Raw genomic sequence first — 21,750 nt, 5'->3', positions numbered from 1 at the left:
TGTCCCCGGTAGTCTTCTACACCGCGCAACAGGGCCGCAAATCCAGCGGATCCGCGGCCCTGTTGTCATCAACGTGTCAATCCCTGTTTTCGGGCGGCAGCGCAACCTGGATCTTGCGTGCCTTTCCGCGCCCCACCACGTACCCGCGGCCGGGAATGAAGTCCGTGCCGGTCCGGCCCAGCGACGTGTTCAGCAGGCTGTCGCCTTCGATGTCGCCGGGATTCAGCAGCAGGCCCCGCCTGCCGGACTTGAAAGGCTGGGCCAGGGACCAGGCCGAGGACCAGGTGGAGGTTTCGGATTCACCGATGACCCATTGGTCCGCCTTGATGGATGCCGTCACCAGCCGCCCCACGCCTGACTCCGCCAGGGTGTCGGTGAATTCCGTCAGCCCCTCGATGAAGATGGCCAAGGCTCCCGGGTTTCCCGAAGAGTGCTCCACCAGGTCTTCCACTACCTCGGCTACGTCGTCCGGGCCCACCACGGAGCGGTTCCAGATGGGCAGGGAGGCGACGGCGGACCGGCGGGCCCCGATGTAGATGAGCTCGGTGGCGGGGTTGGACCGGCGGAGGGCGTAGGCCAGGGTCACGAGCGCCACCGTCCGGCCGGAGCCCGGCGGTCCGGACAGGAGCAGCGGTCCCCGTGCCATGACCTCAGCCGGCCGAAGCGTTTCGTTGTCGACGCCGATCACGGGCAGGTCCGGGCCGCCTGCGGGCAGGACGTCCAGGTCCACCTGCTCCGGCAACCTTTCGATGCCGGGGGCGGACTCCAGGCCCTGGCGCATCATGGCTTCGCTGAGCTTATGCACCTCACGGGCCTGCAGGGCAAGGTTGGAGTTCCCGCCCAGCACGGCGAGCTGCACTTCAAGTCCGTCCAGCAGGCCCCGGCCGGGCGGGGAGCCGGCGCCGAGCACATCCCGTGGAACATCCATGGAAATGTAGTCATCCTCGGAGGAGAGGCGCAGCACCAGGCGCCGCTGGATGGACGCAAGCAACGAGGCGGGGACCGCATTGGGGCGGTCCCCGGTGACCACCAGGTGGATGCCGAGTGTACGGCCGTCGGTGGCCAGCTGCAGGAAGATGTCCCAGAGCCCGGACAACCTGCTGTGTTCGTACGCTTCGCGGAAGGCCGACATGCCGTCCACCAGGACAAAGATCCGTTTTTCGTGGGGCCGGTTGGCCAGCTTCCGGTACTCAACAATGGTGGAGGCCCGCACCTCGGCGAACGCGGCCGAACGCTGCTCCGCGATGTCGCGCAGCAGGCGCAGCAGGCGCCCCACCCGTTCCACGTCGTCGCCGTTGATGATCTCACCCACGTGCGGAAGCTCCTCCAGCATCCGCAACCCGGAGGAGCCGCAGTCGATCCCGTAGACGTGGACGGGCCCGCCGCGGGGCGTCACGGCGGCGGCGATCGCAATACCGCGCAAAGCCGCCGACTTTCCTGATCCGCCCGTACCGTAGATGGCCATGTTGCCGTCTTTGTCCGGCTGGTAAAAGACGGTGGGCTGGGCCTGGCGGACGGGGTCATCGGCAACGCCGAGGAGGAGCTGCTCGTCTGTGCGGGGGTTGGGCAGCTTGGAGAAGTCGTAGGTCTTGGCCAGTTCGTCCAGCCACGGTTTGCGCGGAGGCCGGATGTCCAGCGTTCCGGCGGCGCGGACAATGGTGGCCGTCATCCTGGCGATGTCGTTGGGGCCCGCCGGCGCCTCCAGGACGGGCTTTTCCGGAGCCGGAGGCTCCCAGCTCGGGCCGGAGCCGAAGGCCATTTCCACGATGTCGATCTGCGGCCGCTGGGGTTTGTCCGTGGTCCAGCCGCCGGCGTAGCCGGTCTGGAAGCCCTGGATCCGGCCGGGACCTGTCTTGGCCGCGCCCCGTCCCGGGATGGCGGGGTCGAAGTAGGCGGCATCCGGGACACCCAGGATGTCCGTCGCGTCGTCCTCGTCGGCCATCCGCAGGGCCACCCTCAGGTTTGTGTTGGCCCGCAGGCTGTCCTTGATGACGCCGGCCGGGCGCTGCGTAGCCAGGATGAGGTGCAGGCCCAGGGACCGCCCGCGCGCGGCAACGTCCACCACGCCGTCAACGAACTCGGGGACCTCGCTGGCGAGCGCCGCGAATTCGTCCACGATGATGATCAAGTAGGGCGGCGCCTCCGGATCGGCCTCCCGCTGGAGCGACAGCAGGTCCTTGGCCTTCTTCCGGTTCAGCAGCTGCTCCCGGTAATGAAGTTCGGCGCGCAGGGAGGTCAGCGCGCGCCGGACCAGGTGCGGCGAAAGGTCCGTGACAAGTCCCACCGTGTGCGGCAGGTTGATGCAGTCGGCGAAGGCCGCGCCGCCCTTGTAATCGACGAACAGGAAGCTGACCCGGTCCGGGCTGTACGCCGCGGCCATGCCCATCACCCAGGACTGCAGGAATTCGGATTTGCCGGCGCCGGTGGTTCCGCCCACCAGGGCGTGCGGGCCCTCGTTCTTCAGGTCCAGGTACAGCGGTTCGATACCTTTCGAGCCCACCAGGGCGCGCAGGGTGCCGTTATCCTTGCGGTTGGCCACGGCGCTGCTGTGCACGGAGTTGTTCTCGGTCCAGCGTTCGGCGACGGCCTGGGGGTTGTCCAGGAAGTCCTTGCCGATCAGGGTGGCATAGGAAACAGCGCGTGGAAGGTCGGAATCGTCGGCGACGGGTTTGCCTACATCCACCACAGGGGTGAGCATCCGGGCCAGCTGGGCAGCCAGTTCGGCATCCACGCTTTCGCAGCTGACGGGGTAGGTGTGCCGGCCCAGCCGGACCTGTCCGGTGGTGGTGCCGTGGTGGCCGTCCACCACCATGAAGTCGCGGCAGGCAGCGGGCAGGGCTTGCACGTCCGTGGCCACCCAAAGCACATGGACGCCTGCGTCCGGCCCCCGTTCGGCGAGCCGGGTAAGGCGTCCCCGGTCCACGGGGGCGTCGTCCTCAACGATTACCAGCACGGCCGGCAGCACCGGTGCATCCACCTCGTCCTTGGCGGGATCCAGGGCGGGGCGAAGGACGGGACCTGACCGTTGGGCGGCGGCTTCCCTGGCTTCCACCAGGTCTTCGAGGCGGGCCACCAGGGATGCGCCGCCGGCCGAACCGGCGGCCAGGTGGTCACCGGAAAGGGGACTGTGGCCGGAGCCCACGTGCGGCAGCCATTGGAGCCAGTTCCACCGTTCCCTGGACTGGGCGGAGGTGATGGCCGTGAGCACCACTTCGGCAGGTGAGTGCAGTCCCGCGAGCTGGAGCACCATGCCGCGGGCAACATCGTCCACCAGCCCTCGGGCGCCGGCGATGCCCAGCGAGCCGGCTGTCCGGAACTGGGACACCACCGGCACGCCTTCGATGTCCCGGAACTGCTTGATGCAGTCCTGGATTTCGCGGGCGTACTCCACCTCGGTGTCGTTGTTCGACGGTTCCTCCAGGAGGACCCGGGACGGCACGGTGCCCAGTCCGAACCGCAGGCCCAGGAAGCCGCCGTGCTCAGGGCGGTGGGTCCACAGCAGCGGACCCAGTTTGTAGATGGCACTGACGGTGTCGCTGACGGAGGGCGCCTCCTGCAGCCGGACGGCACGCTCCACGTGCTGCAGTTCGGTGATGTCCTCACGGAAGGCGGCCATGGACGCGCGGAAATGCTTGAGCTGGTCCTTCTGCTGGCGCTTGGTCCGCATCTTCTGGTCCACGTAATGTCCCACTACGAACAGCGGCATCATGAGCATAAACACCGCCGAGAGCGGGTTGTTGCTGATCGAAAAGATCACCGCACCCATCAGTAGCGGCGTAAGAAGCATGATGAAGGGGAAAGGATGGTCGTCGGGGCGTTTGGGCCCGGCGGGCAGGACGCGCTTCGGTTCCTCAAACCGGGGAACCACCCGGGGAGAGCGGTTGAAGTCCACCAAAGGCGAGGTGGGCGCGGCGGCCTGGTTGTGTCCCAGCGGCACCACGGTGATGGTGGTGTCGCCCAGGGTGATGGTGTCCGAGGAGTTCAAGGTGGCCCGGGTGACCGGCAGGCCGTCCATCAGGAGCCCGTTGGCGGAGTTGGTGTCCACGATTTCCACGCCTTCGCCCACGGTGATGCGGGCATGGCGTTTGGACGTCAGCGGATCGGAGAGCCGGATGTCAACGTCCCGGTCCCGGCCGATGTAGCTGGTGCCCGATGGCAGCGAAAATTCGCGGCCGACGTCGGGCCCTGACAGCACCCGCAGGGTGGCAGCCGCGGGGCCCCGGCCGGCACCGGGGTCACCGAACTGCGTACTGACCTGGGTCAGCGAGACCACGGAACCGGGACGGAGGCCGGATTCGAGGAGGTTGTCCTCCCGGGCCAGGACGTTGCCGCGCATGCCGCCGCCCACAAACGCCTCGTCAATCTTTAAGGAGAGGTTGTCCGGTGCGGGGGTGCCCTTGCGGGCGGGGTCCGCGGCCCACAGTGTGGTTGCCACGTCGGCGACGGTGGCGAGGCCGTCCACGGTGACGGCCAGGTCCTTGGCTTCGGCGGGGTCCCGGCGGAGGGTGAGCCGGATCCTCATCCTTCGTCCACGCCCCTCATCTTTTCCAGCAGGTACAGATCATCGGCTGTGACAAGGTGCGAGGTGACTGCGTGCTCAACGAGCCGTGCGCGGCGGTTGGTGGCGAGTTTGCCGCCGCCGCCGCGAAGGCCAACAACGCCCACACGGTCCAGTTTGTCGCACACGTTGTCCAGCTTCCGGTTGAACCGGGTGAGCGCCCAGCCCAGCGTCTTTGCTGCCGCCGCGGAGGACGGGATGGCGCTGAAGCCTGTCCCTTCGCGCCGGAGCATGGGCTCGGCGAGCGCCACGATCAGAGCCTTTTGTGAGTCGGTGAACACCACGGGGCCGATGGTGGTGTCCCCGTTGCTGTCTTCCTCCCTCGACTCCTGCCGGAAGGAGGGCGTCTTCAGGTGCACCGCGAATTCGTAGGTGGTGGGTCCGGCCGTGAAGATGATGTTGGTGTGGCTGAACACCAGCGGGATCCGGGCGCCGGGCGAGAGCCAGGCTTGCATGCCGCCGGAGGCGTCTGCCACGGTGGCGGACAGCATGCTGCCTACATTGCTGAGCCACCAGATCCCGTCGTAGCGGGCAACCTGCAGGAACTGCCGGTGCAGGTACGGGTTGTCGTCCACTTCCAGGTCGCCTTCGCGGCCGATGTTGAAGACGTCCTCGTCGGAGGGTTCGTACCATTCACCACAGAAATCTATTGCTAGATCCCCCATTTTCTGTGCCTCCTCATTGGGCAAAGCGTTGTAAATCGTGCAGGTGCAAGTGTTTGGAACGGAGGGCCGCTCATGGGCCGGTGCAGGCGATGGAGGCTTCTTCCATTGGTGAGAAGGCGCCGTCCGAGCGGACGATCATCACCTGGACGCAGGTCTGCCCGGACGGGTTCGGCGTTACCTGGACGGGGGGCTGGGCGATGGACTGGTATTCGCCGCCGCCGCCGATGGTGTAGACCCGCCATTTGTAGGTGTCTCCGGGCTTGGGCTGCGGATTGTTCCAGGTGAATGAGGCGCCGCCGGGAGTCAGGGATCCGGTGAGCCCTTCGACGTCGGGGACCGTGCCGTTGTCCAGCGCATCGGCCGGCGGTTTACTGGCTTCCTGGCTTTGCATTGCTTGGGGGGTCTCCGGTGCGGCGTTCGCGATCACGATCCCTACCACCGCGGCGAGGGCCAGCAGGGTGCCCCCGGAGATGGCAAGCCAGAGGTTGCGTTTCCCGTGGTCCGTGCCGGCCGCGGGCGCTTCGGCAGGGTCCTCCACCTTTGCGGGCCGGTGGAGCGTTGTGTCGGCAGCGTCACCGCCGTTGGGAAGCCTGCTGTCCTGGAGCCCGCCGTCCCGGGAAAGCCCGGGGGTAACCGGCGCACTGCCGGCGCTGCCGCGGAGCACAGTGGCCGGAGTCCAGTCCTGGGGCCGGGGTGCGGGCGCTGCCGGCGTCAGGGCTGCCGGCGGGGTAAAGCGCGACGGCGGCGTCTCCGCCGGGGGAACCTGCGGCCGGGTGCGGGCAGGGAAAGTGGGCGCACTGCCGGTCCGCTCCGGATCGATGGCCGCGATGCTCCGCACCCGCGTCTCCTCGGCACCGTCGTCCGGATGGCTGTCTTCCTGGTGCGGTTCTTCGAGGACTTCGAAGGGCGTGACCGAGAGGTTCAGTTCAGCCTGGATGCGCTGCAGGGCGAGGGCGAAGGCATGGGCCGAGGAATACCGGGACTGCGGTGACTTGGCCATGGCCGTGGACAATGCCAGCTCCAGGGATTCCGGGACATCGGCGCGGCCCAGCCTGGGCACGGGCATGTTGCTGATCCTGTTGATCAGCTCGCGCTGGGAGTTGTCAGCGCCCGGCATCACGAAGGGCGAGCGGCCGGCCAGGAGCGTGTAGAGGGTTGCGCCGAGCGCCCACACGTCCACCATCACGCCGTCCACGTTGCCGTCGCGGAACTGCTCCGGCGGAGACCACGGGATGGACATGCCGGAGTCCTCGTCGGCGTCGCCGGCCAGGGTTCCGGAAATGCCGAAGTCCGTCAGGGCAGGGCGGTTGTAGTCGGTCACCAGGATGTTGGCGGGTTTGATGTCGCGGTGCGCGATGCCGGCGCGGTGGGCGGTTTCGACGGCGGAGGCCACCTGGATGCCGACAGCCAGCACCTCGTCAACGCTGAACCGCTGCCGGCGGTACCGTACGTCCAGGCTGGGCCGGGAGCAGTACTCCATGGCCAGGTAGGAATGCCCGTCGTCGGTGACCTCCGCCTCGAAGATGGTCACGATGTACGGGTGGGAGGACAGTTGGGCCATGAGGTTGGCCTCGGACTCGAACCGGCGGCGGGCGCCCTCGGTTTTCAGGTCCGAAAGCAGCACCTTGACGGCCACTTTCCGCCGCGGCCGGTCCTGTTCGTAGAGGTAGACGTCGGAAAACCCGCCGGAACCCAGCAGGCTGATGTAGGTGAACCCCGGGATGTGGGGCGGCGGCGCAGGCGGCCGTTTGGAACTCAAAGAATCTCCTCAAAACGCAGAGAGATGTTGTCGCCCAGTTCAGCGATGTCCCCGTCCAGCAGGATGGCCATCTCGTTCTGGGCCAGGCGGCGTGGGGGCTGGCCTTCACGCACCAGGACGGTCCCGTTGGTGGCTTTGAGATCGCACAGCATCACGTGCCAGCCTTCCAGCCGGACTTCGACGTGCGAACGCGAGATATCCCCGCCCGGGCTGGCCACCTGAACCAGCCGGGGCATCACACCGCCCTGGACCCGGGACACCGAGGGTTGCCTGCCGATCACCAGCGACTGGTCGAGGTCCACGAGTTCCCCGGTGGAGATGCGCATCCGTCCCAGCCGCGGACGGGCCACCTGGACTGCGTCGGGCAGCAGGCCTGCGCCACAGGCGGCACAGGTGGCGCTGGTGGGCGGGTTGGCGTGGTCCTGGGGGCAGAGCCGCGCAAGCACCAGCGGCCCGGCTGCCGTTGAGGCGTCTGCCACCGTGCGGACGGGCTGGGCAGCCATCCCTTTCAGGCTGCCCTTCATGACTGTCTGGCCGTCATGGTCGGCGTCGTATTCTGCATGGTTTGCTTCCGCCTCCGGGGCAACCGTTGCGGCGGAAGCTGCCGAGGGAATGGCGGAGAGCATGGGTGTAGCCATTGCAGGCGGCGGGGCCGGCTCGCTGCCTCCGGCCGGCGTCCGCCAGGGTACCGAGTCGATGAGGCCGCTGGCTGCGGGCCGGCCGGGCACCGGGGCGGCTGAACCTGTCGAAGGTGTCTCCGGAACGACGGCGGGCGGCGCGTCTGCCGTCGCCGGAGATCCTTGGCCGCTGCCGGACTCAGCCGGTGAAGCTGCATTGCTTTGGTCTGCGTCTACCTGGCCTGATGCCGCCAGGTCTGTTGCCTCCTGGTGCGCGGCTTCCTGGAGCCCGGTTGCCTGGCCTGTTTTTTCCTCGTCCGCGGCCGCCTGACGGCCGGGCTCAGAGCCGTCTGGCTCCGGCTCTTCGCGGACGGCGGCGTCTTCGATCCTGCGGACGACGGTCCGCTCCCACAGGTGGTCATACGAGCTGGTCATCTCGCTGGCGGCCGCATGTCCGGAGGCAGTGGACGTGGCGTCGTCCCGTGCTGCACTGAGGCCAGCTACAGTGGCGGGGGCAGCGCCAGTTCCAGGGGCAGCGCCAGTTCCAGGGGCAGCGTCAATACTGGCGCCACCGTCATCCTCCCGGGCAGCTTCCGGGTCCGGGTCAGCGCCTGGCTCCGGCGCAGCATCGGTTTCGGCCAACCCGCCGTCATCGGAGTCCTCATCGATGACGGCATAAACAGTCTCTGCCGACGCCTCGTGCTCCGGCGCAACAGTGATTTCCGGAAGGTCGGCCTCTTCGGACGCTACGATCACCGGGGCCGGAACCGCGTAGGCGGGCGCTTCGGCTGCAGACGTTTCAATAACCGCCGCGGTTGCGTCGGCCGCCGGGGGCGCCGTCACGGGAGTTCCGGCAGCAACGGCGGGCTCAACTGCTGCGGGAGCGGGCCTGGCGGCGCTGGTCGCGGCCTCAGCGGTGAGGACCAGGGACTGCAGCAGCACCACGCCTTCCCCCAGTGGCAGGTCCGGAAGTTCCGACAGGTCGGCGTGCGCGGGCACAGGCACAGACTGGGGGTGCAGGCTGGCGCCCGCTGCCGGAATAACCAGCCGGCACGTCCCGGACTGATTGAGCCGCCGCTCGGTCCACGTGGTCACGTCGCGGCCGTTCAGCTCCACCGGGCCGTCGGCCGACTGGACCGTGACATCCAGGTCCCCGCGCAGGAAGACGCGCAGTGGTCCCTGGAAGTCGAGGATGCCAAAGGACGGGATGTTGGCCAGCGATCCCCCGGAACTGCTGGTCACCGCGTGAAGAACCTCGTGCACTTCCGGCCGGCTATCGAGCAGGTCCCAGAGTGCGGCAATAAGGGACGGTTGGGTGTCCGGGTCGAGGAGGACAGCCGTCTGCGAGCGGACAATACCCAGCCAGGTCCCGGGGACGTAACTAACGGCGGTCATCGCCGGGTTCCCCGCTCTCGTCCCCAGTGCCTGGTTCCGCGCTGCCTGGTTCCGCAGCTTCTGGTCCCACACCGCCTGGTTCCGCCGTTCCCGGTTCCACGCTCCGTGGTTCCACGGCGGCTGATTCCACGGTGGCCGTGCGGGGCAGCGTTGTTTCGTCTTCGGCCGATTCCGGGCGCGGGGCGGTGGTTGCTGCACCGGCGTCGTTCAGGACGTTCCGCACGTCCACCACAATGACCGTGACGTTATCCCTGCCGCCGCTGCGGAGTGCGGCCTGGATCAGGGCGTCCGCTGCGTCCTGGGGGTGGCCCACGGTGCTGAGGATCCGGTAGATGTGATCGTCCGTCAGCTCGCCGGTGAGGCCGTCAGAGCAAACGAGGATCCGGTCCCCCTCCTCCACGGGCAGCAGCCAGTAGTCGGCCTCCGTTTCGTCTCCCGTGCCCAGCGCACGCGTCACCACGTGCCGGCGCGGATGGATGGTGGCCTGCTCTGCCGTGATCTCCCCGGCGTCAACGAGTTCCTGGACTTCGGAGTGGTCCACGCTGATCTGTTCGAACCTGCCCTGGCTCAGGCGGTAGGTCCGGGAGTCCCCAATGTTCATCACCAGCCAGTACGGCACCCCCATCTGTTCCACGATGACGGCGCCAGTGAGGGTGGTGCCGGCCCGAGCGCCGGTCGCTTCACGGATGGAGTCGTCCGCTTTGACCAGGTACTGCTGGAGTACGGCAGCCGTAACGCTCCGCTCCCCCGTGGTGAGCTGAGGTATCCCTGCCAGGGCGCGGACGCACATGCCGCTGGCGATCTCACCGGCTTCGTGGCCGCCCATCCCGTCCGCCACGGCGAAGACGGGATCGGAGGCAATGTACGAATCCTCATTCAACTCCCTGCGGAGTCCCCGGTCCGTTCCGTGGCCGACGCTCAGGCTGAGCCCTGCCCCCGGTTTAGTGCTGGAGGGAACGCTTGCGGGCTGTTGGTTCATGCCTGTCCTAGGTAAAAGGTGCGGTCTCCAAAATGGACACTGGATCCCGGGGTAACAAATGCGGGCACTCCCGGTTGAAGGGGCGTGCGGCGCCCGTCGGGGGTGGTCACGGCGCTGCCGTTGGTGGAGTTGCGGTCCGTCACCCAGATGCCGGCTCCGTCAGTCAGCAGGTGCAGGTGGGTTTTGGAAATGGACCGGCCGGGGTCGTCGACGGCGAGCAACTGGGCCTGTTGTTCGCCCGCCTGGCCCACAGGGTTCCTGCCAACCAGCACGCTGCGGTCCAGCTGGAAGTCGCGGCCGTCGTCCAGCCTGATCCGCAAGACGGCGACCGGGGCGGGGGCTGCGGAGCCGGGGCGCACCTGGGTGCGCTCCACGTCGTCATCCGGATGCCCTTGCTGGAGGACCGGTGCGGAGCCCTGGAAGGGAGGTGCCTGGAATGAAGGGGCCTGGAAGGCAGGTGCCGCCGATGCCCGGGCTTCGGCGGCAGGGGTCTGCGGAACTGGCGCCTGGTACGGGGCAACCGGCGGTTCCGGCAGGGTGCGCTGGGTGGCTGCCGGCGCCGGCGGGACGGGCGCGGCGCCGGCCACCGGGGACAACACCTGCTGCACCGGGGGCAGGTCCAACGGGGCGAAACTGTACGGCCCCTGGATGCCGCCGGTGGAGATGGGGTTGCGGCCCGCTTTGACGTCGAAGGCGAGGGTCTTTGCGGCAGTATCGTGCCAGCCGCGGAGCCGGCCGTTTTTGTCCCAGTTGTTCGAGACCACCACCAGCACAGCCCACGCCATTCCCGCCAGCACCAGCGGCCCGAGGACAAAAAAGGCAATGGCGAACCACTTGAAGACCACCACAAGGATGGCCGCGAGCAGCGCCAGCAGGATGCCCGCCCCGGTCATCAGGCCGCGCAGGAAGACGGGACCGGCGCCAGGCGCGTAGCCGTCGTTGTCCGCACTGCGGATTCCCATCAACAGGTTGCCGAGGGTCTTGCCTGTCCGGGCTTCCCAGCCCATCACCACCAACAGGTACACGAGGGTCAGGCCGAGGCCGATCCCCCCGAACAGCACCAAAGAGGCAGTGTCGTAGATGATGAAGCCGCCGCTGCGGGTCCGCGTGATGCCGGCGAAACCGAGGGCAAAAGTCACCACGAGGACAGCCAGGGGCGGGAGCCAGTCAATCACGGCAGCACCAAGGCGCTTGCCCGCCGTGGCTGGAACAAGCTGAAGATTCACTGCCATTCCCGTTCCTCCCCCTGGACCGGCGCCCACCTGCAAAGTGGACCCGCCGGCGCTCCCCCGGCCTGTGCCCGCGTTAATGCCCGTCGCTGGAAATGCCTGCGGCCTTTCTACTATCGGGATAGTACCGGGAATCCGGGGCGGGTGCGCGGCGGGGGTACCGGCGTGCGGCTCAGCCGCCAGGTGGGGCTGGCGGCTGCTGCGCGCCGACCGGTTGGGCAAGGGCGCTCCGCAGGCCGTGCAGAAAGCAGCCCCGGCGCGGATCAGTTGCCGGCAGTGCGGGCAACGCCCGGCGTCGTCTGTCACTGGCTTCCGGGTCCTTGCGTGGGTGTGTCGGGGGTTGTTGCGTCGTCAGCCGCTGCGTCCGGTCCGGCGGGCCGGGCAGCCGCTTCGGGACCGGGAGGACGACGGCGGCCGCTCCCCTTGAGGGTCGGAAGCACGGGCAGTGCCAGCCCGGCACCGCGGCGGCTGAGGAGGGTACGAGCGTCCGCGAGCAGAGAACGTGGCGAGAACCTTGCCTGCTGCCGGCGCCAGAACCCCACGGCGGAGGTCATTTCCTTCAGCGAGCCGTCAACGATGGTCCAGTACTCCCGGACCTCGTCCTCACTGGGCTGGCCGGCACCGAAGATCGAGGCGTCTGCCCGCCTCGCCAGCATCGTGGTGGTGCCGCCGCTGCTGGGGAACGCCTCGGCCAGCACTGCGGCGCTTTCGCGGCGCGTGGAACGGGTGTCCACGGCGGCGCCCATGTCGGTGGCCAGGCTCACCACCTCGCTCCATCCTCCGCCGACCCGCTGCGCAGGGTCACCGTCCCGGAAACGGGACTTCCGTCGTCGTGATTTCAGCAACGCAACCAGCAGCAGCGGCAACGCGAGGATGGACAGCGGGATCAACGCCACGCCCAAGGCGCCCAGCAGCGCGCCCCAGAACAGCCAGGGGTTGTTCTTCTTCTGGTCCGCGTCCAGGGCGTCCGGTGAGGAGTCCGGCGGCAGGTCCGCGGGTTCCTGCGGCGGGGGCGGCGGCTGCAGGACCTGGGGCTTGGGCTTGGACTTGTTCTCGGGATCCGGCGGAATGGGCACGTTGTCCTTGGGCGGGGTGGGGTCGAAGCTGACCCAGCCCACCCGCTCGAACGCCACCTCCACCCAGGCGTGCACATCCTTGCCGGTGATCTTCACTTCGCCTGCCCCGTTTTCGGGGCTGGTCGGCTCGGGGTAGAAGCCCATGACCACACGGGAGGGGATGCCGAGGTGGCGCAGCATCAGTGACATCGCCACCGCGTACTGCTCGTCGTCACCCAGCATCTGCTTTGCCGTCAGCAGGTTCCTGATGCGGGCGGACCCGTGGCCGGAGACACTGGGCAGCTGCCCTTCGCTGACCAGGCCGTTGCTGAAGGCGCCCGTCTTCTGGAAGTGCGCTTCAATCTGGCGTACCCGGTCAATGGCCGTGGGCGCGTCCGCAGAGAGGTCGTTCGCCTGCGATCCCACTACCGGCGGCACCTCGACCGGGGCCGGCAGGGACACCTGGGCGAAGTCGTACTGCGTGAGCTGCCCGTGTTCCAGCTTGACCGGATCGGACACCTGGACGCTGTAAGAATCGCCTTTGGACAGCCCGTTGGTGGTCACCGCGGTATCAGTGCCCGAGTTGAAGTAGAGGCCCGAAGCCGCGGCGGAAGCGCCTTGGTCGAAGCTGATGCCGGTGGTTTTGCGGCCGCCGGGAACAAAGAAGCCCTGGTAGTCCTCGATGGTGATGCCGATGGAATAATCATTGGTGGGGACCACGCCCGAGGTGTCGGCCAACGTGTTGATGGACTCGGTGTCGCCCACCTTGCTGAAGTTGCCCGAGCCGTTGGGATCCATGTTGTAGTTGGTGCCGTTGAAGGCGTCCAGGGCTCCCAGCCGGACGCGGCCGTCCCGCGGGAGGCCCTTGACCACAAACAGGGTGTCGTCCTTTTTGTCCTTGACGAACGTGCGGAAACTCGCGAGCGGTGTGATGTAGTCCTTGGGATCGAACGGCGGGACCACAACGTTCCGGAGGACCTTCCGGTCTCCCCCGGCGGTGACCAGCGGGGCGGACAGCGCGGTGACGGCCACGCTGGCGGCGATCACGCCGGCTGCCATGCCCAGCCTGCGCAGCTTGGCCCGCTGTGCGGTGGCGGAGTCGGTCTGCGGGTTGTTGACGGCCACTTTCCGGCTGCTGCTGCGCCGCAGGGCGTCGCGGCGGAACGTTGCCCAGGCGATGCCGAGCACCGTCAGGCCGATCCCGCGTTCGAGGGTGAGGAAGGCTGCGTTGGTGCTGAACGCGATGCCCGTAATGAAGAGGACCAGCACCGGAATGAGCGGCAGGTACGGGGTCCTGGCCCGCCAGGTAAGGACCCCTGCCACCAGCGCTGTGATCATGGAGCTCAGGAACGGGACAATGAGCACGCCGCCGGCAGTTCCCACCGGGACCCCGACGGTGAGCATGTCCTTCCAGGCGAACACAATGCCCAGGAGGAGGATCCGGAGCGAGTCCAGGGTGGGGACGAAGCCGGCGATGGCCGAGTCGGGCACTGCCAGCAGGGTCCCGAAGACGAGGTAGGCCCCCAGCGCCAGGGCCGAGGTGATGAGCAGCCCCAGGCGCAGGTGGGCGTTGACCACGCCGATGGCCAGCCCCAGGATGATCCCGCCGAAGCCGGACACCAGGTAGTAGGGATCGCCGCCGAAACTGAGGCCGAAGCCGAGCAGGCCCAGCCCCAGGAGTATGGTCAGGGCGCCGGCGTCGACCAGGAAATGCCAGAGCGGCTGGCCGTCGGCGAAGCCGGACTGCAGGCTGCTGCGGGCCTGCTGCCGGGCGGATGTGGTGCGCGGACGCAGCTCTGGTGCGGAGGTCATGCTGCCGCCTTCCTAAGGACGATGCCGAGGTCGGCGAGGTCGCCAAGGGTGAGTACTGTCAGGTCTGCGATGTTCGCCCTGCTTGATGCGGCACCGGCTTCCACGCGGACGGCGAGGCTGCGCACCCCGGGCGGCACGGAGGCGGCGGCGGACCTGAGCTGGGTGGCGGTGACGTTGCTGCCCACCACAAAGAACACCACGGAGGCGTTAGGGACGGTGTCGGCCAGCGTCCTGGCGAGGTCGACGGCGGTGCGGCGCATGGGTGCGCCCACGATCCGGGTCATGTCATCGAGCATGTTGCGGCCGGTTTCGCACCTCAGCGGCCCTTTTTGGGTGAGGACGTCCAGCTCACGCTGCTCGCGGATGGCCTGCCGGCCGATGGACGCGGCGGCGGAAATCGCCATCTCGAATTCCTCTTCCGAGGCGTATTCGTCCGTGTTGATCGACAAGGAAACGGCGAGGTGGGCGCGCCGGGTCTCCTCGAACTGGCGGACCATGAGCTTGTTGGTCCGCGCCGTTGTTTTCCAGTGGATGTGCCGCCGGTCATCGCCCGGGACGTAGTCCCGCAGGGCGTGGAAGGAAACGTCGGCGCTGGACAGGTCGGTGGTGGGCATGCCTTCGAGGTCGCGGATGAAGCCGGCAGCCGATCCGGCCAGGGCCACGGTGCGGGGATGGACGAAAAGGTCCTCAGGCTCGGTCCACAGGACCTGGCGGCGCAACAGGTGCAGCGGGTCGGCGCGGACCGAGCGCACCGGGCCGACGACGATCACGGCACGCCGGGCCGTGGGGATGGTGAAGAGGTCCTCGTGGACCTGTTGCGGTTTCATCCGGGGCAGGTGGAATACGGCGGTGACACCGCCCACGGGCAGTTCGACGGCGGCGGGCAGCAGGGGCCGGTTGGAGGTGTTGGTGACGGCGATGCTGCCCACGGCGCTGTCCCCCACGGCAACGCGGGTCCGGGCCAGGTCCAGGACCACGCCGTAGGTGGAGCGCCCGAGGATGAAGCCAACGGCGATCACGAACATCACAAAGGCTGCCACGGCGGCGGCCTTTGCTTCCTGCCAGCCGTAGGCCTGCCCCGCGGTCCAAAGGAGGATGGCGGCGGCCAGCACGGACCAGCCCAGCACGCTGATCACCGAGAGGACAGGCCACACGTGCTTGAGCCATGCTTCTTTGAGGGTTCGCCAGGCGGGGGCCAGGGCAAGTCCGGCAGTGCTGCTGGCCTCGGCCCAGACGGCGGACGGGTGCAGGCGCGTTGGCTGGCCGTTCCGGTGGAAGGGTTGCCTGAGGCGCTCGGCGATCCGGGTCAACGGGGTGCCGGTGGACATATGTGAACCTTCGTTGTGCTGCTGGGGATGGACTGTTGGGCCGGGCGCGGCGGTCAGGCGTTGGTGCGCTGCTGCGGCGCGGCCACGTCTGCCAGGATGCGGGTCAGGACGGCTTCGGCGGTGGCGCCGGAGAACTCGGCTTCCGGGTCCATAACAAAGCGGTGTGTCCATACCACGGGGGCGAGTTCCTTGATGTCGTCCGGGAGGACGAAGTTCCGTCCCTGGCCCGCTGCCCAGACCTTCGCGGCACGCACCATGGCCAGGGCGCCGCGTACGGAGACTCCCAGCCGGGTTTCCGGTGCGCTGCGGGTTTCCTCGCAGAGCCGGGAGATGTATTCCAGGACCGCGGTGTCCACGTGGGTGGTGGCGGCGAGGTCGGCCATGTCCGCCACAGCCTGGGTGGTGATGACGGCGGTGAGTTCCTGGGAGCGGTCCTTCAGGTTCGAGCCGCCCAGGAGCCGGACCGTGGAGGCGTGGTCCGGGTAGCCGATGGACGTCTTGATCAGGAAGCGGTCAAGCTGTGCCTCGGGCAGCCGGTAGGTGCCGGCCTGTTCGATGGGGTTCTGCGTGGCCATCACCATAAAGGGGCGCCCGGCAGCGTAGGTGACGCCGTCCACTGTGACGCGGGATTCCTCCATGACTTCCAGCAGTGCCGACTGGGTCTTGGGCGAGGCGCGGTTGATTTCGTCGGCAAGGACGATGTTGTTGAAGATCGGGCCCTTGTGGAACTCGAACTTCTGCGTCTTCTGGTCATAGATGGTGACGCCGGTGACGTCCGAAGGCAGCAGGTCCGGGGTGAACTGGATGCGGTTGTTGGATCCCTGCACCGTGGCAGCCAGTGCACGGGCCAGGGAGGTCTTGCCGGTACCGGGTGCGTCTTCAAACAGGACGTGCCCCTCCGCCAGCATGGCGGTGAAGGTGAGCCGGATGACGTGCTCCTTGCCCAGGACGGCCTTCCCCACGTTGGCGACGAGCTTTTCGAAGGTTTCAGCAAACCAGGCGGCCTGCTCGGTGGTCATGGTCATCGGTGTGTTCCTTTGTTTAAGGGTGTGTGACGCAATGTCAGTTTTGTAGTTGGACGGCATCTAGTAGCTACTGGGGCACGAACCCATTCCGCCAAAGGAACCGTTGACCGTGTCTGCACGGATAAACCGATTACGGTCTGTCCAGCGCTGTCCATCCTTGCTGTAGATGTAGTACCAGCGGTGCGTTCCCCAGCCATCCCTAAAGCATTCGAGCTGAAGATTGGACCCTTGGGGCATCCAGGTTGAAGCATCACAGTCGCCGTCCCACTTACCGGCTCCCCGGGCTTCCTCCAGGCAGCTGTTGACGTTGACGACGGCTGGCCAGGTGCGCGGACCTGGGGGCGGCGGTTCGGTCCCGCTCCGGGAGGTGTCGCTGCCGATCCTGCCGGCCTGGCCGCCGCTGATGGCCCGGACACGAAGGGTTACCGTTTCGCTGTAGCCAACGGTTTTCGAGAACGAGCGCTGATTTGTGTCCTGCCAGGCACCGCCGTCGACGCTGTACTGGTAACCAGAGACAGGGCGGCCATTGCCATCCGGCTCGGTCCAGACCCAGGAGACCGTCCTGTCACCAACACCGCTGCTCTTGCTGCCTGTCACGGAGGGCGCAAAGGCGAGACCATAGGGATTAACCTGGTTGGACGCTGGGCTCGCGTCGCCCGCGGTGGAGCTGCGGGACGAGACGGCCCAGACCACCACAGACGTGGGAGTGCCATTGGCTGCCGGAATAACTTCGCCACCGGCCGCGATGGTGCCGCTGCCGCCGCCTGACGTCAGGCTGTACCTATACGTGATCTCCTGTGCGGTCGACCCATTGCGCTGGGCGTCCGTCAGTACTGGGAACCGAACGTCAATCTTCCCGCCACTGCCGCCGGTGTCGTAGAGCGTTGCAGTCGGTGTGCCGACCATGCCTGGCTTGCCCACGGCCCGGATGGCTGCCGACTGGGGGCTGGTCCCGCTGGTTCCTGCCTTGTTGGTGGCGGAAACCGTGAACGTGTAGTTGGTTTCGGAGTTGTCCACCGTCACGTTCTGGGTGGTGCCGGCAACCTGCTGGCTGGACACTACTGCCCCGCCCCGGAGGGTGGTCAGGGTGTAGGCCGAGACGGCGTCACCGTTGTTGTTCGGCGCAGCCCAGCTGACCTTCAACTGGCTCTGCGAACCCAGTGACCCCGCCTGCGCAGCGGTGGGCGCGGTAGGAGTTGCCGGGACACCGGCAGGAACCTCGGCAGCTGAATACGGGCTCCACTCCGACGGTTCCTTGGCATCATTGCGTGCCAGGACCCGGACCTTGTAGGACACCCCGTTCTGCAGGCCTTTCCAGACGTAGCTGACAGCGGTCAGGTTCTGGATCTGCGCGTTCTGCCCGGGCGGCGGCGGCGAGATTTCCAGGTCGTAGGACTTTACCGGCGACCCTTTGCTGGCCGGGGCGGTCCAGTTGATGGACAGCTCCTTGTCGCCGAACTTCATAGACGGCGCCAGCGGCGTATCGGGCTTGACGTCCGGACGCACCTCCGCGGAGGCCGGTGACCGGTCAGACTCGCCGAACTCGTTGGTGGCCGTCACCTGGAAGTGATACTTGGTGTTGTTGACCAGCCCGTTGAGGGTGCAGGTGTTGGCCGGGCAGTCCTGCTGGAACCCGGCCTCGCCGTACACCGTGTACTTGGTGATGTGAGAGCCGCGGTCCGCCGGCGCCGTCCAGTTCAGCAGCGCGGTCCGGTCCCCCACGCTCTGGGCCTGCGGCGTGGTGGGCGCCTGCGGTTTGTCCTTGACGGTGAGCCGGATGCGGGCGGTGGCCTGGCGGGAGGAATCCCCCGTCTTGTCGGCCACCGTGTAGGACACCACCATGGTTCCGGTGAACCCGGGTGCGGGAGTCACGGTCACCGAATCTCCGCTGACCTCCACGTTGCCGCTGCCGGTTTCCGTTGCGGCCGCGATGATCCTCAAGGCCGTCTCCGGGAAGGGGTTGGCGTCGTTGGCCAGGACATTGACCGTCACAGGCTTTCCGGCGGCGGCGTTGGGTTCCACGTCGTCGTTCGCCACCGGCTTGGGCCGGTCCGAGGCGGTGACGGCCAGCTGGTAGGTGGCGGTGGCTTCGAGTCCGCGGGGATCGCGGGCCTTGACCTGGACGGCGGCGGTGGTTCCGGTGCCGCTGGAATCCGCTGCGGAGACTTTCAGGGCCTTGCCGTCGATGCTGGCGTTGAAGCCGGCCGGTGATCCGCCCACCAGCTCGTACTTCATCTTTTCGACGTCGTCCCGGTCCGGGTCCGAGGTCAGCTTGCCCAGGTCGGTGCTGGCGGAGTCCCCCTTCGGGACCTCCACGCTGGCGCCGAGGAGCTCGGGCGGGTTGTTTTTGTTGGGATCAGGCAGCACTTTGGTGCGGATGCTGAGCGTGGACTTCAGGCCGGCCGGATCGTCCGGGCCGGTACCGTCGGTCACTTCGAAGGTCAGCGAGCCCGGGCCCACGTAATCGGCGCCTGCCGTGTACTTGAGGCCGGTGCCGTCCCCGGTGACGGGATCGCCGCCATCGGCGCCGATCAGTCTGATCCGGTCCGCCTGGGTCAGCCGCGGGGAACGGCCCTCGCGGACTTTCACCCACTCGTCCAGGTCAACGTCCACGGACTGGCCGGCGATGACCTCGATGACTTCATCCTTGGCCAGGGTGGGCACCTGCTGTCCCAGGCCCGGGACCCAGATGACCGCCGTCGACTGCTGGCCGTCCACGTCCTCCACGGTGTAGGGGATCAGCTGCGGCTGCTCGGTAAGGTCCACCACCATATTGCCCTCGGCGCCGGGCCGGGCCGTGGTGGCCTCGGTGCTGATCTTGAGGTTTTCGCCCACGCCGTCAGGGTCCTCGTCGTTTTTCAGGACGGGGACATCAACAGCGGTTTTTCCCAGGGTCTGGGCGGACGTCACCCTGTCGTCCCGGGCGATGGGCGCCTTGAGGGGCACCTCGTTGTCCACCACCACACGGATGGCGGCCTGCGCCGCGGCGTCCCGGTCATCGGCGATGGTGTAGCGCACGTTGACGGTGCCCGCTTCGCCCGGCGCCAGCAGGATGATCCGGCCGCTGGCCTTGCTCACCGTGGACTGAAGCGCCGGATCAGCTTCAATACCGTCAGTCAGGATGCGGATGAGGTCGCCGTCGGGGTCGGTGTCGTTTCCGATGGCATCGACGGCGATCTGCCGGCCGGGCCGGACCCGCACCTCGTCGTCCACGGGAGTTGGTTTCTGGTTGACCTCGCCGCGCGGGGCCATCCCGACAGTCACCGTGCCGGTGTTGACCGCGCCCTGCCGGTCCACCACCTTGTAGCGGAACGTGTCGGTACCGGCGCCGTTTCCGGCCGCCGTGAAGTCGATGAAGTTGCTGCCCACCGTGGCCGTGCCCATGGCCGGGGTGCTGTCAATGCCGGTCAACTGGACCGAGTCGCCGTCGGGATCGATGCCGTCCAGCGGGACAGGAATCCGTACGGTGCCGCCAGCCACCACCCTTGCGGTCAGGTTACGCGGCTGCGGACGCGAATTCTCTGCGCCCTCCAGCGGCAGGATATGGATGGTCACGGCAGCGGCGCTTTTTTGGCCCTGCGGGTCCACGGCGTTGTAGATGGCCCGGACCGTCTTGGGCTGGCTGCCGGCAATAAAACGGAGGGTGTTCTCCGAGACGAAGCTTTTCCCGTCCGCCGGGTCCACACCCTGCGGCAGGACCGGGTCCACAGTCAGTTCCTGGCCCTGCGGATGGGTGTCGTTGTCCAGCACAGGGATGGTGACGACGTCGTTCACCCGGACATTCACTTCGTCCGGCTTGGGCTGGGGTGCTTCCACGACGGCGGGCGCCGGGACCGGGACCACCGAAACGCTGCCGGTGGCCGGCTTCTTCCCGTTGGACATGGTGTATTCGAAGAGGATGGGGTCCTTGGTCCCCAGGATGTCCGTGATGCGCAGGACGCTGTGGTTGATCACGCTGACCGACGCAGTGGAATTCTCCGGGAGCTTCACGGACTGCAGCACCAGGACGCCGCCGGACGGATCGGAGTCGTTGGCCAGCGGGTCCAGCAGCACGCTTCCGCCTGTGGGCATCAGCGCGACGTCGTGGACGGCCACGGGGTTGCCGGTGTCGTCCCCGGATTCCACGTCCACCCGGATGAGGCCCTGGCTGCTTTGCGGCCCGTTGCTGGCGATGTAGGTGAGGTAGACGGGCCCGGGGGTGGTGCTGTGGAAGGTAAAGGTGCCGCCGTCGGTGACGGGTCCCAGCTCGGCCGGGCCGTTGGCTTCCACCTGGGCCAGGCGGAGGGCACCACCGTTGGGATCGACGTCGTTCTTCAGCGGCGAGATGACCAGGTCCTGGCCTACCACGGCCGTGACGTGGTCGGCGTTGACCACCGGTGCCAGGGCTCCCGGGGGCTGGACGTTGACCACCACTTTTCCGGTGACCGTGGCGCGGCCGTCCCAGATGGTGACCTCCACGTTCTTTTTCCCGGCGGTGGCGCCAGAGTCCTGGAACGTGAGCAGGCCGTCGCGCCGGACCTTGACCTGGTCCTGCTCGTTGTCTGCCTTGGCGTCAAGGAGTACCAGGTCGTCGCCGTCTGGGTCGATCCAGTCGGTGAGGATGTTCTGGCTGACGGTTTTGCCCTGTTCCACCAGCATGGTGGTGCTGTCGCCGCGCTTGAACTGCGGCGGTTTGTTCTCCTCGGGCGCCATCACCGTCAGGGTAACCTGGCCGGCGGCGGAGAGGCCGCGGCCGTCCGAGGCGTTGTAGCTGAACGTCTCCGTCCCGGGTTTCGCGTCGGCCGGGACGGAGACCTGGAACGCGGTGCCGCCGTAGATGTTTTCCAAGGTGCCGGCCTTGGGGCCGGAGTCAGTCACGGCTGCGGTGAGGACGTCGCCGTCGGGATCCGAGTCATTGTCCAGGACGCTGAGGATGGTGGTCCGGCCCGGGCGGACGCCGACGGCGTCGGGCTTGGTTTCGGGCGGACGGTTGGGTTTGGTGCGGTCCGGCAGGACGTTGATGGTGTTGTTGTCCGCCGACTCCTGGTCCTGTTCGTCGGATTCGTTTTTGGGCGGCACAACGTCGTCCCAGTTGTTGACCAGCTGCATGTTCTGGTTGACCAGCCACACGTTCCCGGAATTCACATCGTTCAGGACCACCAGGTCCCGGTTCACCCGGAAAACATACGACGGCGACGCACTGGCCTTCGGCACCTCAACGTTCTTATCATCAGCATCATTCGTACAGTCACGGACATACTTGTTCGCACCCGACCACGCCGCATGCACACACCCGCCCAACTGCACCGGCGCCGCCGGAACACCCTCACCACCAAACGCCACCGCCTT

The 21,750-nt window shown here is 67.5% G+C and carries 9 protein-coding genes and 1 pseudogene; all 10 read right to left on the bottom strand.

The genetic code is table 11. The features are described 5' to 3' along the window. Positions 1 to 76: 76 nt before the first annotated feature. Positions 77 to 4,522, bottom strand: a complete 4,446-nt coding sequence (locus tag AC3A4Z_RS17800; protein WP_498712954.1) for a type VII secretion EssC family protein — start codon at positions 4,520 to 4,522, stop codon at positions 77 to 79. Further along, the gene (locus AC3A4Z_RS17795; RefSeq protein WP_050055791.1) at positions 4,519 to 5,223 is read right to left on the bottom strand and encodes a hypothetical protein; all 705 of its coding nucleotides are present in this window, start codon (positions 5,221 to 5,223) and stop codon (positions 4,519 to 4,521) included. The genes AC3A4Z_RS17800 and AC3A4Z_RS17795 overlap by 4 nt, the downstream gene beginning before the upstream one ends. Positions 5,224 to 5,293: 70 nt before the next feature. Next, the gene (locus AC3A4Z_RS17790) at positions 5,294 to 6,982 is read right to left on the bottom strand and encodes a serine/threonine-protein kinase (protein WP_498712953.1); all 1,689 of its coding nucleotides are present in this window, start codon (positions 6,980 to 6,982) and stop codon (positions 5,294 to 5,296) included. Then, positions 6,979 to 8,994 carry an FHA domain-containing protein gene (locus AC3A4Z_RS17785; RefSeq protein ID WP_498712952.1) on the bottom strand — a complete coding sequence of 672 codons (2,016 nt, stop codon included), beginning with the start codon at positions 8,992 to 8,994 and terminating at the stop codon, positions 6,979 to 6,981. The genes AC3A4Z_RS17790 and AC3A4Z_RS17785 overlap by 4 nt, the downstream gene beginning before the upstream one ends. Beyond that, entirely contained in the window at positions 8,981 to 9,973 is a 993-nt protein-coding gene (locus AC3A4Z_RS17780; protein ID WP_498712951.1) for a PP2C family protein-serine/threonine phosphatase, read from the bottom strand. The genes AC3A4Z_RS17785 and AC3A4Z_RS17780 overlap by 14 nt, the downstream gene beginning before the upstream one ends. Continuing rightward, entirely contained in the window at positions 9,970 to 11,508 is a 1,539-nt protein-coding gene (locus AC3A4Z_RS17775; RefSeq protein WP_498712950.1) for an RDD family protein, read from the bottom strand. Before AC3A4Z_RS17775 ends, AC3A4Z_RS17780 begins: the two co-directional genes overlap by 4 nt. Beyond that, positions 11,505 to 14,069: a transglutaminase-like domain-containing protein gene (locus tag AC3A4Z_RS17770; RefSeq protein WP_498712949.1), complete on the bottom strand. Its 2,565-nt coding sequence runs from the start codon at positions 14,067 to 14,069 to the stop codon at positions 11,505 to 11,507. The genes AC3A4Z_RS17775 and AC3A4Z_RS17770 overlap by 4 nt, the downstream gene beginning before the upstream one ends. After that, positions 14,066 to 15,397 carry a DUF58 domain-containing protein gene (locus AC3A4Z_RS17765; RefSeq protein WP_498712948.1) on the bottom strand — a complete coding sequence of 444 codons (1,332 nt, stop codon included), beginning with the start codon at positions 15,395 to 15,397 and terminating at the stop codon, positions 14,066 to 14,068. Before AC3A4Z_RS17765 ends, AC3A4Z_RS17770 begins: the two co-directional genes overlap by 4 nt. A 53-nt stretch (positions 15,398 to 15,450) precedes the next feature. Continuing rightward, positions 15,451 to 16,422 (bottom strand): AAA family ATPase, encoded by a 972-nt coding sequence (locus AC3A4Z_RS17760; RefSeq protein ID WP_455833843.1) that lies wholly within the window; start codon positions 16,420 to 16,422, stop codon positions 15,451 to 15,453. A gap of 279 nt (positions 16,423 to 16,701) precedes the next feature. Continuing rightward, positions 16,702 to 21,750: pseudogene (locus AC3A4Z_RS17755) on the bottom strand (Ig-like domain-containing protein); the annotation flags it as partial.

This window comes from Arthrobacter sp. Soil_C_49, from assembly GCF_057656635.1.
Note: the sequence above shows the minus strand (reverse complement) of the source record. Positions and strands in the feature narration are given on the sequence as shown.

Coding starts and splice junctions, on each gene's coding strand:
- AC3A4Z_RS17785 (WP_498712952.1), bottom strand. CDS start 8,994: ATGACCGCCGTTAGTTACGTCCCCGGGACCTGGCTGGGTATTGTCCGC.
- AC3A4Z_RS17800 (WP_498712954.1), bottom strand. CDS start 4,522: ATGAGGATCCGGCTCACCCTCCGCCGGGACCCCGCCGAAGCCAAGGAC.
- AC3A4Z_RS17795 (WP_050055791.1), bottom strand. CDS start 5,223: ATGGGGGATCTAGCAATAGATTTCTGTGGTGAATGGTACGAACCCTCC.
- AC3A4Z_RS17780 (WP_498712951.1), bottom strand. CDS start 9,973: ATGAACCAACAGCCCGCAAGCGTTCCCTCCAGCACTAAACCGGGGGCA.
- AC3A4Z_RS17760 (WP_455833843.1), bottom strand. CDS start 16,422: ATGACCATGACCACCGAGCAGGCCGCCTGGTTTGCTGAAACCTTCGAA.
- AC3A4Z_RS17770 (WP_498712949.1), bottom strand. CDS start 14,069: ATGACCTCCGCACCAGAGCTGCGTCCGCGCACCACATCCGCCCGGCAG.
- AC3A4Z_RS17765 (WP_498712948.1), bottom strand. CDS start 15,397: ATGTCCACCGGCACCCCGTTGACCCGGATCGCCGAGCGCCTCAGGCAA.